This is a genomic window from Chryseobacterium rhizosphaerae (assembly GCF_003385455.1).
Taxonomy (GTDB): Bacteria; Bacteroidota; Bacteroidia; order Flavobacteriales; family Weeksellaceae; genus Chryseobacterium; species Chryseobacterium rhizosphaerae.
In genome coordinates, this window is the sequence record NZ_QNUF01000035.1 from 32736 (window position 1) to 46391 (window position 13656).

16 protein-coding genes are annotated in these 13656 nt (G+C 34.2%); 11 read left to right on the forward strand and 5 right to left on the reverse strand.

Features of this window, described 5'->3' with window-relative positions:
- Positions 1-20 precede the first annotated feature (20 nt).
- From DRF57_RS21030 to DRF57_RS21075, 10 genes are all read left to right on the forward strand, one after another.
- Entirely contained in the window at positions 21-992 is a 972-nt protein-coding gene (locus DRF57_RS21030) for a hypothetical protein (RefSeq protein ID WP_115920687.1), read from the forward strand.
- Between the two features lie 30 nt (positions 993-1022).
- A complete protein-coding gene (locus tag DRF57_RS21035; RefSeq protein WP_084084494.1) occupies positions 1023-1496 on the forward strand; it encodes a DUF4280 domain-containing protein in 474 nt (157 codons plus the stop codon).
- A 9-nt stretch (positions 1497-1505) separates the two neighbouring features.
- Entirely contained in the window at positions 1506-4787 is a 3282-nt protein-coding gene (locus DRF57_RS21040) for a hypothetical protein (RefSeq protein WP_115920689.1), read from the forward strand.
- 16 nt (positions 4788-4803) lie between these two features.
- Positions 4804-5772 (forward strand): hypothetical protein, encoded by a 969-nt coding sequence (locus DRF57_RS21045; protein ID WP_123863369.1) that lies wholly within the window; start codon positions 4804-4806, stop codon positions 5770-5772.
- Positions 5772-6170: a DUF3592 domain-containing protein gene (locus DRF57_RS21050; protein ID WP_115920693.1), complete on the forward strand. Its 399-nt coding sequence runs from the start codon at positions 5772-5774 to the stop codon at positions 6168-6170. Before DRF57_RS21045 ends, DRF57_RS21050 begins: the two co-directional genes overlap by 1 nt.
- Positions 6167-7153 carry a hypothetical protein gene (locus tag DRF57_RS21055; RefSeq protein ID WP_115920695.1) on the forward strand — a complete coding sequence of 329 codons (987 nt, stop codon included), beginning with the start codon at positions 6167-6169 and terminating at the stop codon, positions 7151-7153. The genes DRF57_RS21050 and DRF57_RS21055 overlap by 4 nt, the downstream gene beginning before the upstream one ends.
- 6 nt (positions 7154-7159) lie before the next feature.
- The gene (locus tag DRF57_RS21060; RefSeq protein WP_115920696.1) at positions 7160-7549 is read left to right on the forward strand and encodes a hypothetical protein; all 390 of its coding nucleotides are present in this window, start codon (positions 7160-7162) and stop codon (positions 7547-7549) included.
- Between the two features lie 65 nt (positions 7550-7614).
- Complete coding sequence (locus tag DRF57_RS21065; RefSeq protein ID WP_115920698.1) at positions 7615-7971, forward strand: hypothetical protein; 357 nt, start codon at positions 7615-7617, stop codon at positions 7969-7971.
- Positions 7972-7974: 3 nt separating this feature from the next.
- A complete protein-coding gene (locus DRF57_RS21070) occupies positions 7975-8604 on the forward strand; it encodes a hypothetical protein (RefSeq protein ID WP_115920700.1) in 630 nt (209 codons plus the stop codon).
- Positions 8605-8702: 98 nt separating this feature from the next.
- A complete protein-coding gene (locus DRF57_RS21075) occupies positions 8703-9080 on the forward strand; it encodes a hypothetical protein (RefSeq protein WP_115920702.1) in 378 nt (125 codons plus the stop codon).
- Positions 9081-9318: 238 nt separating this feature from the next.
- Here DRF57_RS21075 and DRF57_RS21080 read toward each other — a convergent pair whose 3' ends face one another.
- Positions 9319-9918 (reverse strand): NAD(P)H-dependent oxidoreductase, encoded by a 600-nt coding sequence (locus DRF57_RS21080; protein WP_115920704.1) that lies wholly within the window; start codon positions 9916-9918, stop codon positions 9319-9321.
- A complete protein-coding gene (locus tag DRF57_RS21085) occupies positions 9915-10871 on the reverse strand; it encodes an alpha/beta hydrolase (protein WP_115920706.1) in 957 nt (318 codons plus the stop codon). Before DRF57_RS21085 ends, DRF57_RS21080 begins: the two co-directional genes overlap by 4 nt.
- 84 nt (positions 10872-10955) lie before the next feature.
- Between DRF57_RS21085 and DRF57_RS21090 the strand changes: the two genes are divergently transcribed.
- Positions 10956-11789 carry an AraC family transcriptional regulator gene (locus DRF57_RS21090; RefSeq protein ID WP_047496062.1) on the forward strand — a complete coding sequence of 278 codons (834 nt, stop codon included), beginning with the start codon at positions 10956-10958 and terminating at the stop codon, positions 11787-11789.
- A gap of 22 nt (positions 11790-11811) precedes the next feature.
- On the opposite strand, the gene DRF57_RS21095 is transcribed toward DRF57_RS21090, so the two are convergent.
- The 3 genes from DRF57_RS21095 to DRF57_RS24035 form a co-directional block, all read right to left on the reverse strand.
- Complete coding sequence (locus tag DRF57_RS21095) at positions 11812-12057, reverse strand: hypothetical protein (RefSeq protein ID WP_047496059.1); 246 nt, start codon at positions 12055-12057, stop codon at positions 11812-11814.
- Positions 12058-12211: 154 nt separating this feature from the next.
- Entirely contained in the window at positions 12212-13333 is a 1122-nt protein-coding gene (locus tag DRF57_RS21100) for a lactonase family protein (RefSeq protein ID WP_174772374.1), read from the reverse strand.
- Positions 13334-13457: 124 nt separating this feature from the next.
- Positions 13458-13656 (reverse strand): hypothetical protein (locus tag DRF57_RS24035; protein WP_206607211.1); only part of this gene is annotated, 199 nt, incomplete at its 5' end.

The following is a 13656-nucleotide window of genomic DNA, read 5'->3' on the forward strand; positions in this document are numbered from 1 at the left end:
GGATCAGTAGAATAACAGGAATGAAAGGTGTAGCAAAACAAGAATATACAAAGGTAAAGATAGAAGGAATTCTGAACCTTAAAAAACTTTCCGGAGAGTATGAACTCACTCCGGAAGAATTGGTTGGTTTTCATAATCAATATTGCAGTCTTCAGGAGTTATTGACCTTATCACTGCCTAAGTATGTGGAATACATTTATATCCCTTCTGATAAGTTTGAAATCAGAGACAGAAAATTGCTGAAAAGTGCAGTATTGGAGATTCCTTCCATTTCCAGTGAGAAAGTATACGGAGTGATCATTAGATTTTTACCTAAAGATCTACAGATTCACTACAAAATAAAAGTAAAAAGAACAGCCTCCCAGATTGAACTCACTAAGGAAAAAACTTATGTAAACAATCAGGGAATCGACAAAATGATAGAGCAACTGTTTGAAAAAGCAGAACAGATTTTATATCCGTTGCAGATTTCAATAAAAAATAATGGGGGACTTGACAACATTATCAATCATGAAGAAATAGCCAAACGCTGGAAAACAGAGAGCCTAAAATTGAAGGACTATTATCAGTCTGAGACAACAGATCAGCTATTAGAACAAATGGAGACGGTATATACTGATATTAACCTAAAGAAAGATTGGTTTGACATGAGTATATTTTATAAGCTATTCTTCCTGCCGGTTTATCAGGGATATCCTCAATTTCAGAAAAAAGATTTTTTACAGATCTATTTTTCGGGGCTGTCACAGGAAATCGGATATAATACAGAATGTATATTGAGCAGAGAATATACAAGAGGAAATAAAATAGCCGTACAATTAGCCGGGATGGAAGAAGAAACCCCGTTCAATAAAAACGGTAAGAAAGGAGAAGCTAGTCTTCTGTACAAATTGAACAAAGAAACCAGAGAGTTATTTTCAATCACAGGCTCTCTTTCAACTTTTGAAGGGAGCACAGAATATAAGATTGAATTTCAGCTGTTTGAACAGTAATATTGAAGAAACAGAAAAACACAATATACCATGAGTGCGAAACATTTAGTTTGCCAGGGAGCCACCTGCCAGTGCAAGTTTGGGACAACTCCTGATAAACTCGCCGTAAAAACGCAGAGTCAACGCTATATCAATGAAAAAGATGGAAGCAATAAACTGATGGCTACCCATGTAGACATAGGATCTACTTTTGAGAAAAATACCTTTGGATCCTGCAAAAAAATGAATAACAGCCCCTGCCAGGCAGTGGTTACCCAGTGGAGTGGCTATTATGAAAAAATTACATTGGAGGATAATAATGGAAAAGCACTTTTAGAAGACAGCAAAGCAACATGCCCTGTGGGAGGTCCGGATTGTATTACGATTATCAATCATGGGCAGACTGCGGGAGCTTCTGCACAGAATGTGAAGAATGCAGATAAAGAGGTTTTAGCTGAATTATTTCCGTTCGTTAATCCTAATGAGTATATCCGAAAAACAGATATGCTAAACGTTAAAAACTAATGTCATCCTATGGAAATTAATAATACCAAATTAACAGCAATTATTATCCCTCAGGGAAATACTGGTTTTAATGAGCAATACAGAGCGTTGACCATCCAGGAAGGACAGAAATTTACGGTGAGTATCAAAGAATATGAGGAGGAAAAGAAAAAAATACTAGATAAAATTGACCTTATCACAAAGGAAAAAGATAAAATTGATGCTGAGCTGGACAAACAATCCAATGACTATCTGGATGAAGCTAACAAACGTTACAAGCAAGGAGGTAACTGGCTAAAGATGGAGAAACACAATGGGAAAGAAGCAACCCATGTTCAGGTAAGTCTCGACAATAATGTTAGAATTGCAAGAGAAAAAGCAGATAAAATAAAAAAACAGAAAGATTCAGAAATAAAAAAACATCAAAATGCACTTGATGCTTTGGAGAAGACATGTAAATCTATTGTATGGGCCTGGCAGCTTGCCAAATCAAGAAGCAGTAAACCTGGGGGGAGAAATGAAAAGTTAGAAGCAGGACCAGTACAGTCTGATATGACTTTAGATAGCCATATTTATGGAGGTGGATTCGCATGGATAGAACCTTTCTGGGAAAAAGGAAAACCTACGGGAAGTCCTAAAAATGGAATTTACATTCACACATCACCTAAAAATTCTACCGTAAAGGCAGCAGAATGGTATGGGTTTAAAGATTCTGAAAATCCTGTTAAAATTCAAGGCCCGGTAGCATCGGGCAGTAAAGTACAACTCCATATTTATACACAAAGTATGTATGGGAAAAATATCGGTGTTGAACTAAAAGCAAATGGAGAGATCCTGAAAGCAAATTCTTATTCCTGGGGTATTGAGGTTTCTGCAAGTAAAACTAAAAATGAAGAGCCCTCAAAGACAAATGGTGCAAAATATGACATTCTAGAGTCAGAAGATTTATTTCTTACCGAGGTGGAAATTTATGACTGCTCGGATGCTAATAGCATAAAACCGCCAGCAGAAGCTGTAACCGGATATTTGTTAAATGACCAGGGTGGAAAAAAACAGGACTATCTGAATGTACAAAAGGCTGTGTTGAACCTTTATATTGATCCTGCCTGGTGTATGAGGAAAACAGGAATTATTACAGTAGTTCCCACGATCCATTATGATGGGAAAAAGCAGGAAATGGCCGCCGCTACATTGAAAATATCAGCTAGTTCTACTCCGGATATCAAAATTCCTGAATCTGGAAATAAACCAGTACTTATAGATAATGTAGAGACCAATTTTGAAGCTTTTCATCATTGCAGATATGATGTAATTAAAGGAAGTTATGCCAAACTGGATGATAGAAAGAACAATGAAAATCAAGAAATAATTATTTTTGATTCTAAAAAAAACAACTCTGAAAGAACTGAACTTTATATGCCGGTTATTGCTGGACATAAACAAGCCAGAAGAAATGTTAAAATAACTTTAGATTCAAATACTGTAGAATGTAGTTTTGATGGAGACAAAGTAAATGACCATGAAAAGAAAGTAATAGATTTATCTCTTATACAAGAAGCTGTAGTGGTTGAAGAGAATACGAAAGTAGATGAGCATTTAATAATAAGAGACGATATTATTAAACTTGAAGACCTTAGGATGACATTCGAGAAGGAGGAAGAAGGTCACGGTGATACTAATGATGATAATGAAATCAATGCAACTCATTCAACCACAAGAGGAAGCGTAAAAGGATCCGTTGGAATAAGCAGTACCAGTAAAACGACAACTTTTAAAGATGAAAGAAAAATAGGAAGATATCCAAATTCCGACACAGAAATTGTGCTAGATATTGGATATCAATATAATGGTTCTTTAATAAAGTATATATGGCCTACAAGAAAAGCTATAGTACAAAATTATCCTGTATTATTACATACTTGCGCTTATCCGCAAAAAACATTAAATATACAAGTATATCCCGATATAAAATGGATTTTACAGTTTGCATACGATTGTGATCCTGAAGAATTTAATGAAATGCGAGGTGATGCATATGATAAATATTTGGTGAAGGTTGAAAAACTAGATGACAAGTACAAACCCGAAGAGATTGAAAGTAAAATCTCTAGGATTGATGCTGATCTTGAGAATGCAAGAGAAAACTTGAGGACAGCAAAAAAAGAGAACAAAAAAAATGCAAAAAAACTAATAGAGAAACTTGAAGCGAAAAAGGCTAAACAACAGGCAAAAAGCAAAAAGTACAATAAAGAAAGTTTAAAGGCAAAAAAGGAACATAAAAAGGACAGACCAGATTTATTTAATTTTAAGGAAAATATAAGTTCGGGATTGTCAGATTTAGTTTTATCATTAAATGTTGAATATGATCGTCCCGGTGAAGCAATCGAAATTTCTGCTAGTTATAAAAGATATGTTAATCTTGTTAAGCAACTTATAGATGTTAAGAATACTGTTGAGTTAATCTTAGACGGGAAGAAAAAATCACAAAAAAAATTAGATAAAAAGTTTCGAGAAATAGATGAAAAAGACGCAGGAGAAAAACTAAAAAACATTGGAGAAGCGCTTAAAGGTCGTCCGCTTTGTTCAATAGATATTATTCCTCCTTCATTGGCTATATTGGGTTCGTGGTATGCCGAGAGTCCAAAAGATATCAATACAAACTATGTTGGTATCGTTGGTGAAATTCAGGTAATGGCAAAACCTTTTATTGGAGCGGCAATAACTATGGATTTTTTAGCTTTAGCACAAAAAGCTCATCCAATTGCAAGGGGAATAATTACTGTTATTGATGTCGCAGAGGCCGCAGGTGTTGGTCCAAAGATTACGTTAGAAATGGAGTTGAGTGGCGAATTGGAGATTGAAGGGAAACTCATGTATAATTCAGCTAGTGGTAATACAAATTTCAATCAAAATTCCTTATCAAAAGATTCCGAAGACGACAGTCCTCTTACTGTCAGTGGTGTATTTAAACTTGAGATTAGAGGAAAAATAGAATTTTCCAAGAAAGCAAACTCTTATATTTTTGGAAGTGTCACTGCGTATGCCAATGCAGCTTTTGAAGTAAAAACTGGTTTAACACTCTCGGGTGCAATAAAGGCAGATGAAAAAGGGTTTTTCATAGACCCCCTCTTGACTTTCCACGGCTTAATCGTGTCCGGAGTTGCAGAAGCAGGCTATAAAGTGGAAAACACTGATGGAGGAGAATATTTTTCTGACAGCATAGAAGGAAGTTTTGACCTAGTACTAATGCATGAATATGAAGGAAGATTTGAAAATTCTAGCGGAGATAAAGTCCAATTATATATAACTTAATTAAATTATTTACAAAATGAGATATTTTTTAGTAGTATTTATGATATATTTAACTGCATGTGCACAAGAAAAAAATAAAACGATGAAGACAACCCAAGACATCTACTCTTTAAATAAAGATATCAAGAAATACCCCCAAGAACCAATGTACAAACTTATACTCACCTCCAGTGAGTGTTCTTTCTATCTACTTGTAAATGATATACCTCTATATAAATTTTTTGGAAGCAGTGGAGGTGTTGGAGCAACTTCTCTACCAATGAATTGGAACATAGCAAACTCTGGCAAACAGAAAATAACAGTAAGAATGTATCCTAAATATAGTTCTGCATCAAAAGAAATGGAGAAAACTTTGGGATTAAATGCAGGTGTTAAATTTAGTATAGAGAGAGAATTAAAGGGTGAAGATGAGACTGTGTTTGAATTCAAAACACCGTTCAAAGATTTTGATGGGAAAGGTGGGGGTGGATTTCCATATCCTAATAAACCATATTATGAAGAGACCGTTTTTGTTAATCTAGAAGTTCCATATCAAATATCTGTTTTAGATAATGCAGAAAAGCTTTATACTGACGATACTGATAAACTTAAACAATTACAACAAGAAGTTCTTTCAAAATATAATCAAATTAGAAATATATATTTAAAGGGTACAAAAGATGACCTGGCAAATGTAAACTACGGAAAAGAGAAAAGAATTGCACAACAGATGTATTACACACCTCAAGAATTAAAAAGTGGATGGGACAATGACTATCAATTCAGAACAGATTCTAACTTAGAGTTTTTTGACCTCAAGCCTATAGAAAACTTCAAAATGACCTTTTATGCTGATGGGAAACTTGTTTGCCTGGAAAAAATAAATAACAAAAAGTCTGCACTTTGGGGAGGGTTCAAGAGAAAAGACAAAGATATAGGAACTACAACCTATATCATCATGTATCTTTATCGTCCAAAAGGAAGTAAAACGTTGGAAATATACTGATGATGATCATAAGAGTATTTGGTATCGCTTTGATTTTGATTGGGGGATTTCTAGCTTACGGAGTTGCAGGATCTTTTTCACGTATGCTACATGGAGAGAAGATAATAGCTACAATTGTTGATATTGAAAAAGTCACAGATAAATATAAGAAATTTGATAAACCAAGTTACTCTTATTATCCTATCCTTAAATTTATTTACAAAAACAGGACTATGCAATTAACGGACAAAAGTCATAACAGTACGGAAAAAGAAGTCAAAACTAAAATTAAGATATATTACAGTGAAAAATATGGTATTAGTCGAGGTTTTACTGCTTTTGAACTTGTCTTATCTATCATTTCATTGGCTTTTATATCTGCGGGATTAGTTGCTTTATTCAAATTCAAATTAAAATGAAAAAAATATTTTTTGTTTTCGTTGTTTTTTTTCTAACCGCATGTGGTCAACAAAATAAAGAAACTATGAAACCCCAAAAAGATATCTATTCTATCGGAAGTGAAATAAAGCATTTTGATAGCGAACCGCAATATGGAGCATATATTTCAACAAATGATTGTTCTTTCGATATTCTAATCAATGACATTCCCATTATTAAATATAAAGATAATTCTGGGGGAGGGCTTTCAAGATCATATTTTCCGCTCAACTGGGATATTACGAAAAAAGAGTTGCAAAAAATAACGGTTCGATTATCCCCTGGATTTAACAAAGAAACAAACTCGCTATATTCATCACTAAACAGAAATTCAGGAGTTCAAATAAGCATTGTAGAATCTTTCAAAAATAAAGATGATAGTTGGGGGGATGAAGAAGAAATTAAAAATTATACAACTCCTCAAAAAATAATTGAAGGTAAAGAAGTTGCTTCATATAATGGAAATGTTTCTTTTGAAGATAGTTTTACGTTTAAAGCAAATGTACCATACGAAATTAACACTTTAGAAAATGCCGAAATTCTTTATACCAAAGATAAAGACAAACTTAAACAATTAGAAAAAGAAGTAGTTTCAAAATATAATCAGATAAGAAATATTTATTTAAAAGGCTCAAAAGATGATCTGGCCAATGTTCTTTATACAAGAGAAAAAAGGTTTGCACAACAACTTTATCTTTCTTCCGAAAAAATTAAGAGTAGATGGGATGATGATTATCAATTCAGAACCGATTCTAATTTAGAATTCTTCGATTTGAAACCCATCGAAAATTATAAAATGTCTTTTTATGGTAATGGAAAATTAGTTTGTTTAGAAAAAATTAACAATGAGAAGTCATCACTTTGGGGTGGATTTAAGAAAAAAGGTGATGATGAGATAACTACAACTTATCTTGTTTTATATCTGTACCGTCCTAAAGGGAGTACCAAACTAGAAATATATTAATTGTGTATGATATTTAAAATATTTGGAGCTATAATGGTTATTATAGGACTTTTTATTGGTTTTTTAGTCTATCAAGCTATTTTACCGATAGTTTTTGGAACTAAAACTAAAGCAACAATTATTGCAGTTCAGCAGGTTGAAGCTAAATATAAAAAAAATGGAAGAAAGATAATTTATGATCTTCCAGTTTTTCAATTTGATTATCTTAATAAAAGAATTACTGTGAGAGATCATAATAGTGTTACTGATATCAACGTAGTGAACACTCAATTATACATTTATTACAGTAAAAAATATGGTATTAGTCGAGGCTTTTCTGCTATAGAGATTGTTTTTTCTATTATTTCTTTAGCTTTTATTTTTTTTGGAATTATTGCTTTGTTCAAATCAAAATGAGAATATTATTTTCCACATCCGTTGGATTTTGTTTTTTTGCTTGCGCACAAGAAAATAAGAAGAACATGAAGACAAACCAAGACATCTTAAATGCTGATAATGAATGGTACTGTGCAGAGTATTTTCCCAAAGATGTAATTACAAAGTTTCAGTCAACCAAGGGTAGAAAAGCCAAATCTGTTTCTACAACAAGAGCTGAATCAGATATATATTCACAAAATGTTTACCCGATCGAAAATTATGTAATGAAGTTTTATGGTAATAATAGGATGGTTAGGTTGGAACCAAAAGATGGTTTTAACCGGGGCGAATCTTTGCTGGGATATGATGATATTGATAAGACCGGCATGAATAGAAAAACATTTATAGATATGTTATTATATATTCCAAAAGGAACTCAAAGCCTGCAAATTATCAGATAGGGCATGTTTAATAAAAATAAAAAGCTACAAGAAGAACTCAAGAAAGTTCAGGAACAATATCAGGAAAATAAAGGGAAAGCCATGCCTTTGACCCGGCCTGCATATATGCAAATGGGAATCAACTTCCTCTGGGCTGTTTTTAATATGTATATGTTCTTCGAAAACAGGAATGTAGAAAAATTTTCATTCTTCAATTTTTGGGTTATGTTTTTCTTATTGCTGATGAATATTCCTTTATTTACCTATAAGGAAAATGAGAAAGAAGGCAAAAATAAGTTTGTAGCTATTTATTTTTTTTGTGCATTATTGGTATTCACTTTATTTCCCTTTTTCATCTCGTATAATCTAGCCATGGTATTTACTGTAGCTTCATGGCTTCCCAATTATATTTATTCATATTCTATAAAAGATAAGAAAGTGATAGATAGTCTAAAAGGAAATACGGGATGTTTCATGATCTTTTGGTTGGGACTTTTAGTGATTAGTATAATAATAAGTATTTCAAGACATTCTTTAGGCACTGAAATATTTCCTGCCGGATATAATTACGGATACTTTATTAATATGTTATATAATATATTTTTTATAGTGTCAATTTATTATTCAAATCGATATAGAAATATGTCTGTTTGACATAATAAAGGGAGCAAATTCTTAATTGTATTTTTTTTGCATATTTAAAATATATGGCTAATGTGTCTATATTGTCCAAGAACTGAAAAAGCTTTTAGATGAAAATAAAAAATAGTTTTGGAGTTATTGTCCTGTTATTGGGGGGTTATTTACTATTTAGTTTATATCAATCTTCTTTACCTATAATTTATGGAACCAGAGCAAAAGCAAATATTATTGGGACTGACAGTGTGAAAAACAAGAGGTTTACCTATTTGTATTACCCTGTCTTTCAATTTAATTATCAAAATCAGCTCATTAAGTTTACAGATAAAAGCAGTAGTGTTGATAAAGATATTGAAAAGTCTGAGGTGATGGTGTATTATGATCAAAACTATGGATTTAGCCAAGGTTTTACCACTGAGAAGATTATCTTTTTGATCATAAGTATTTTGCTTATCTTATTCGGAATTGTTTGCCTTGTCAAACCTTTCTGATATATTGATGAAATAGAAGTATGTCTGGAATTAGCACTATAGAATATCAGTCTTTCTACTTAAAAGGTATTATCATCGGAGATACTGTTGTCCCTTTCTTATAAATGATGGATACAACAAAGACCGTTAAAAACAGTACCGAAAATAATCATTATTTCAATAATTGATTTCTTCTTTTAATAGGATGAAAGAACAAATAAAAAAACAGGAATAACGAATATGCCAACAAAAGAGGGGCCTAAGCCTCTCTTTTTAGTGGAACAGAATCTGTTTTGGCCACATCTCTTATTCTTTCGAGCCATTTTCCTCTTTTATCTTCATTAATATCCTGAAAAGGGCCTATAAAATCAACCTGTATAGAAGATAATCCACAATATTCCAGAATGCCGTTTTTTAATTGAATAAGCCCACTGGACTGATATATTTCATTGTATTCATGTTCCGACAAATCTCCCGATGTTGTAATAATTCTTCCTGTTTTATCATTGAGTAATCCTTCGCTGATTCCATTATTATTTCTTGTAAAAGTAATGCCGGGAAGGAACGCCCTGTCGAAAAAACCTTTCATTACAGCAGGCATACCAAGCCACCACATGGGATGAATCCATACCTGATGCTCACTCCAGTGAATATCTTCGAGTGCCTTGAGTAAATCGGGTTCCAGTTCCATTCTCTTCCGGTAACCGAACTGAAGGTTGGGATTGAAATCCAGTTCTCCGATGGCAATATACCGGACTTCCGCTCCGGTAGCTTCGGCAGAATCCACATAGTTGCGGGCTATAGCTGTATTAAAACTTTCCTGATCAGGGTGTCCGTTGATGACTAGTATTTTTTTCATTGTTCGGGGTATAAAATCTGATTAAATAATTCAACTTGTTTAGTATAAAAAGCATCCGATAAAGGACACGGGAAAAAATCAAAAGCATGTACAGCTCCTTTTATTTCCAGGAGATTGACCTCAACTCCTGCTTTTTTCAGATGCTGGGCATATTCCTTACCTTCATCTTTCAGGGGATCTGCTTCACAGACAATAAGGGTTGCAGGAGGAAGATCATTGAACTTTTTTGACAGTAACGGAACGGAATAGAGTGGTGGCAGGGTTAAATTGTGCTGTAAATAATGTTTCCACATCCATTCCGCTGCCTTTCTGGTTTGCATGGGTGCATTGGCCAGTTCATGCATAGATGGGGTCTCCAGATGAGTACTCATAGGAGGATACAGCAGGTACTGATGCTGTATGTGTGTTTTGCCCTGATCTCTGGTTAAATGGGTTATAGATGCTGCAATGGTGGCTCCGGCACTGCTTCCGCCGATCATGATAAAATGTTTATCACCACCTATTTGATCTGCAAAATCAGAAAGCCATAGCAATGCATCATATCCATCTTTCATGCCTGCAGGAAAAGGATGTTCCGGAGCAAGCCTGTAATCAACTGAGACAATGACAGCTTTACTATCTATGGCCAGTTTAAAAAACAGAAAATCATATTGTTCAGGAGTGCCATATATAAATGCACCCCCATGAAAGTATAAGAACACGGGTAGATGTTCTTTTCCTTTTGGTTTATATACTCTCAACCTAATATTTTCCGAATGATCAGAAGACGGGATATAGATGTTTTCAACGGAAAGTAATTCGGGCAATAATGGTGGTTCCGTTTGTAATGAAATATTCATTTCTTCTTTTCTGATTTCTGCAGGATTATGGATCAGCAGGTTTTCATAATTGATCTTATGATAAGGATCGTTGACAATGGCTTCCCATAGATACGGATCTATCTTTTCTAACATATCATATTGTTTGTTGAGCAAAAATAGACTGGAAAAAGCCATAAAAACAGGTATATTTTAAGCTTGTTTGGGTATCTTTACAGCATGGCAAAAGAAAATATCTATCAGTCTCTTGAAATATTTTATGAAAAAATCGATCAATGTCCTTTGCGTGACAGGCAGTTCAACTTTTTTGAGTTGGTATATGTTATTTCCGGGATTGGAGATCATGTCGTGAATGGCAATAAAATTGCCTATTCTGCCGGAGACTTATTTTTGATCACTCCTAATGATTGCCATGAATTTAATCTGGAAGGAATCTGTGAGTTTATGGTCGTCCGGTTTGATGAAAAATACATCAGAGAATACCAATGGAAAAGTATAGACCATATCGAATGTCTTTTATATTATGCATCTCATCTGTCCGGTTCAGTGCTGGTGAATAAGGATGATCAACAGATGGTTGGCTTGTTGATTCAGAATCTGAAAAAAACTACAGAATACCAATCTGTTTATAATGAAGATCTTACCCGTCATCTGGTGAATGCCATTATTGTAATTGCCGCCAGAAACATAGCCGTTATGAGGCCCCGGAATATATCATCTCATACGGATAACCGCATATTGCAGATTTTGGATTACATCCAGGAGCACATCAGAAACCCTAAGTTGTTGAAGGTGGAGGCAATTGCTGAAAAATTTGGGTTGTCAGGAACCTATCTTGGAAGCTATTTCCGAAAACATTGTGATGAATCTATACAGCATTATATATCTTCTTATAAAATCAGATTAATAGAGCACCGGCTATCTTTCAGCGATAAAAGAGTTCATGAAATTGCTGATGAATTTGGATTCACCGATGAAAGCCATATCAATAAATTTTTCAAAAGACATAAAGGTTTAAGCCTTAAAGCCTATAAGACAGAAATGACTCACTGATTTTGCTGGAAGAATAGCGAGATTATAAAACCTGTAGCTCTTTAAAAACATCAATAACAGACTCGATGAGTCCCTTTTCTGGGATTGGATTTGAAGAATTATCAGGAACAATAGCCCTTAGATTACCCTCATCATCCCGTTCAAAGACTACGTCAGTACCATTGATATTGACATAAAGCTTATAACCATAAGTGAAGGTGGCAAGGCGTCCGGTGAAAAGAAGTTCTTGGCCTTTATAGGTTACCGGTATTTCTAGATCATGTTCCATGTAGTGTCAGTTTCTGTGCATTTTAAATACCGGGCAAAGTTCGGAAATCTCAGCCTGAATTTATAATTTAAATAATAATTTTTGTAAAATAGGGAAAAGAAAAAAATCAACCTGTTTAATCAATGGCAAATAGCCTGTCGAATGATCAGATGAGCTAATATCTCCTGATCTGGACTGAAGAGACTGCCTTTATTTTTACTCTTTTTCCTACTTTTTTCAACAGTCCCGTCTCAGCGTTTCTTCTGAATACAAAAGCATCTCCACTTTGGGCATTGGTTACAATTACGAATTTTCCGGTTTCGTCAATGGCAAATACTCTGGGATGTTTCCCTTTGGTCGGCTGATAGCCTACGGTTTTCAGTTTCCCATCATTTTGAATTGAAAATATGGCGATGTTATTTTCAACACCGCGATTGGAAGCATATAAAAAAAGCCCGTCAGGAGAAATATGAACATCAGAACTTTCAAAATCTTCTTTAAATTTTTCAGAATGGGTATCTATTCTCTGAATAGGGGCTAATCTTCCTTTATCATATCCATATACACTTACAGCGCCACCCATTTCCTCAATACAATAGGCATATTTCCCGTTCGGATGGAATGTGAGATGTCTTGGGCCGCTTCCTAAAACAGCTTGTGTAAAAGGAGGTTCTGCAGGTGATAAAGGTTTATGTTTTTCATTTTCAAAATGATAACTTCTGATTTTGTCTGCTCCCAGATCCGGAAGAAAAATATAATCAAAATTGGGTGAAAAAACAGTGGAGTGGATGTGAGAGCGTTCCTGTCTTCCGGGATTGATACTGCCTTCCAAAAATTGGAAATTCTGAACAGCCGGCTGTATACTGCCATTTTCCAGAACAGGATAAACAGAAACACTTCCTTCTGTGTAATTTCCGTTAATTAACCATTTTCCATTTTGATGAGCCGTTACATAAACCGGGTTTTCCCCGCCGCTTTTCTGACTGTTGATGAAAGTTAACTTTTTATCCATAGGATTAAACGCAAAACTGCTTACACTGCCGGCATTTTTTGTTTTGCTTTCTGTACAGGCAAAAACATATTTTCCATTAGGAGATAAGGTGAGAAAAGATGGATTTAAAATACCTTTAACTGAGGTTACTTTTGATAATTTCCCCTTGATGGTATCCAGTTCATATACATAAATCCCCTCAGTGGTTTTATCACGGTTAAACGAGCCGAAAAATACGTACGTATTTTGTGAATATAATTTTATAAAGGCTAAAATTATAAAGACTGAGCTTAGGATCTTCTTCAAGGGTATAAATAGTTTTTAGATAGTTTGAGGCAGTACCGCCGATAAGTTACAAAACTACGCATTTACTCCAATTGGATTGTCATTTTCTTCATAAAATAAGTATGAATCCAACATTTATTTTTTCTCAGCGTTTTTTAGTTAAACATTTTCGATGATTCCGCTCTTTATTGTTTGAAGCATAATATACGACAGGTTCTGTCGCTTTACTGCAATATCTTTGTTTGGCTACAGAAATTAATAGTGAAAAATAAAAATACCAAGTTGTAATAAAATCCATAATCAATACAATAAAATAAATCTTTTCGCAGTGGCATAAAAAGGAT

Bases quoted from the DNA above. Each gene is read 5' to 3' on its own strand.
- DRF57_RS21030 (WP_115920687.1), top strand. From the start codon at position 21: ATGAAAGGTGTAGCAAAACAAGAATATACAAAGGTAAAGATAGAAGGA.
- DRF57_RS21035 (WP_084084494.1), top strand. From the start codon at position 1,023: ATGAGTGCGAAACATTTAGTTTGCCAGGGAGCCACCTGCCAGTGCAAG.
- DRF57_RS21040 (WP_115920689.1), top strand. From the start codon at position 1,506: ATGGAAATTAATAATACCAAATTAACAGCAATTATTATCCCTCAGGGA.
- DRF57_RS21045 (WP_123863369.1), top strand. From the start codon at position 4,804: ATGAGATATTTTTTAGTAGTATTTATGATATATTTAACTGCATGTGCA.
- DRF57_RS21050 (WP_115920693.1), top strand. From the start codon at position 5,772: ATGATGATCATAAGAGTATTTGGTATCGCTTTGATTTTGATTGGGGGA.
- DRF57_RS21055 (WP_115920695.1), top strand. From the start codon at position 6,167: ATGAAAAAAATATTTTTTGTTTTCGTTGTTTTTTTTCTAACCGCATGT.
- DRF57_RS21060 (WP_115920696.1), top strand. From the start codon at position 7,160: ATGATATTTAAAATATTTGGAGCTATAATGGTTATTATAGGACTTTTT.
- DRF57_RS21065 (WP_115920698.1), top strand. From the start codon at position 7,615: ATGAAGACAAACCAAGACATCTTAAATGCTGATAATGAATGGTACTGT.
- DRF57_RS21070 (WP_115920700.1), top strand. From the start codon at position 7,975: ATGTTTAATAAAAATAAAAAGCTACAAGAAGAACTCAAGAAAGTTCAG.
- DRF57_RS21075 (WP_115920702.1), top strand. From the start codon at position 8,703: ATGAAAATAAAAAATAGTTTTGGAGTTATTGTCCTGTTATTGGGGGGT.
- DRF57_RS21080 (WP_115920704.1), bottom strand. From the start codon at position 9,918: ATGAAAAAAATACTAGTCATCAACGGACACCCTGATCAGGAAAGTTTT.
- DRF57_RS21085 (WP_115920706.1), bottom strand. From the start codon at position 10,871: ATGTTAGAAAAGATAGATCCGTATCTATGGGAAGCCATTGTCAACGAT.
- DRF57_RS21090 (WP_047496062.1), top strand. From the start codon at position 10,956: ATGGCAAAAGAAAATATCTATCAGTCTCTTGAAATATTTTATGAAAAA.
- DRF57_RS21095 (WP_047496059.1), bottom strand. From the start codon at position 12,057: ATGGAACATGATCTAGAAATACCGGTAACCTATAAAGGCCAAGAACTT.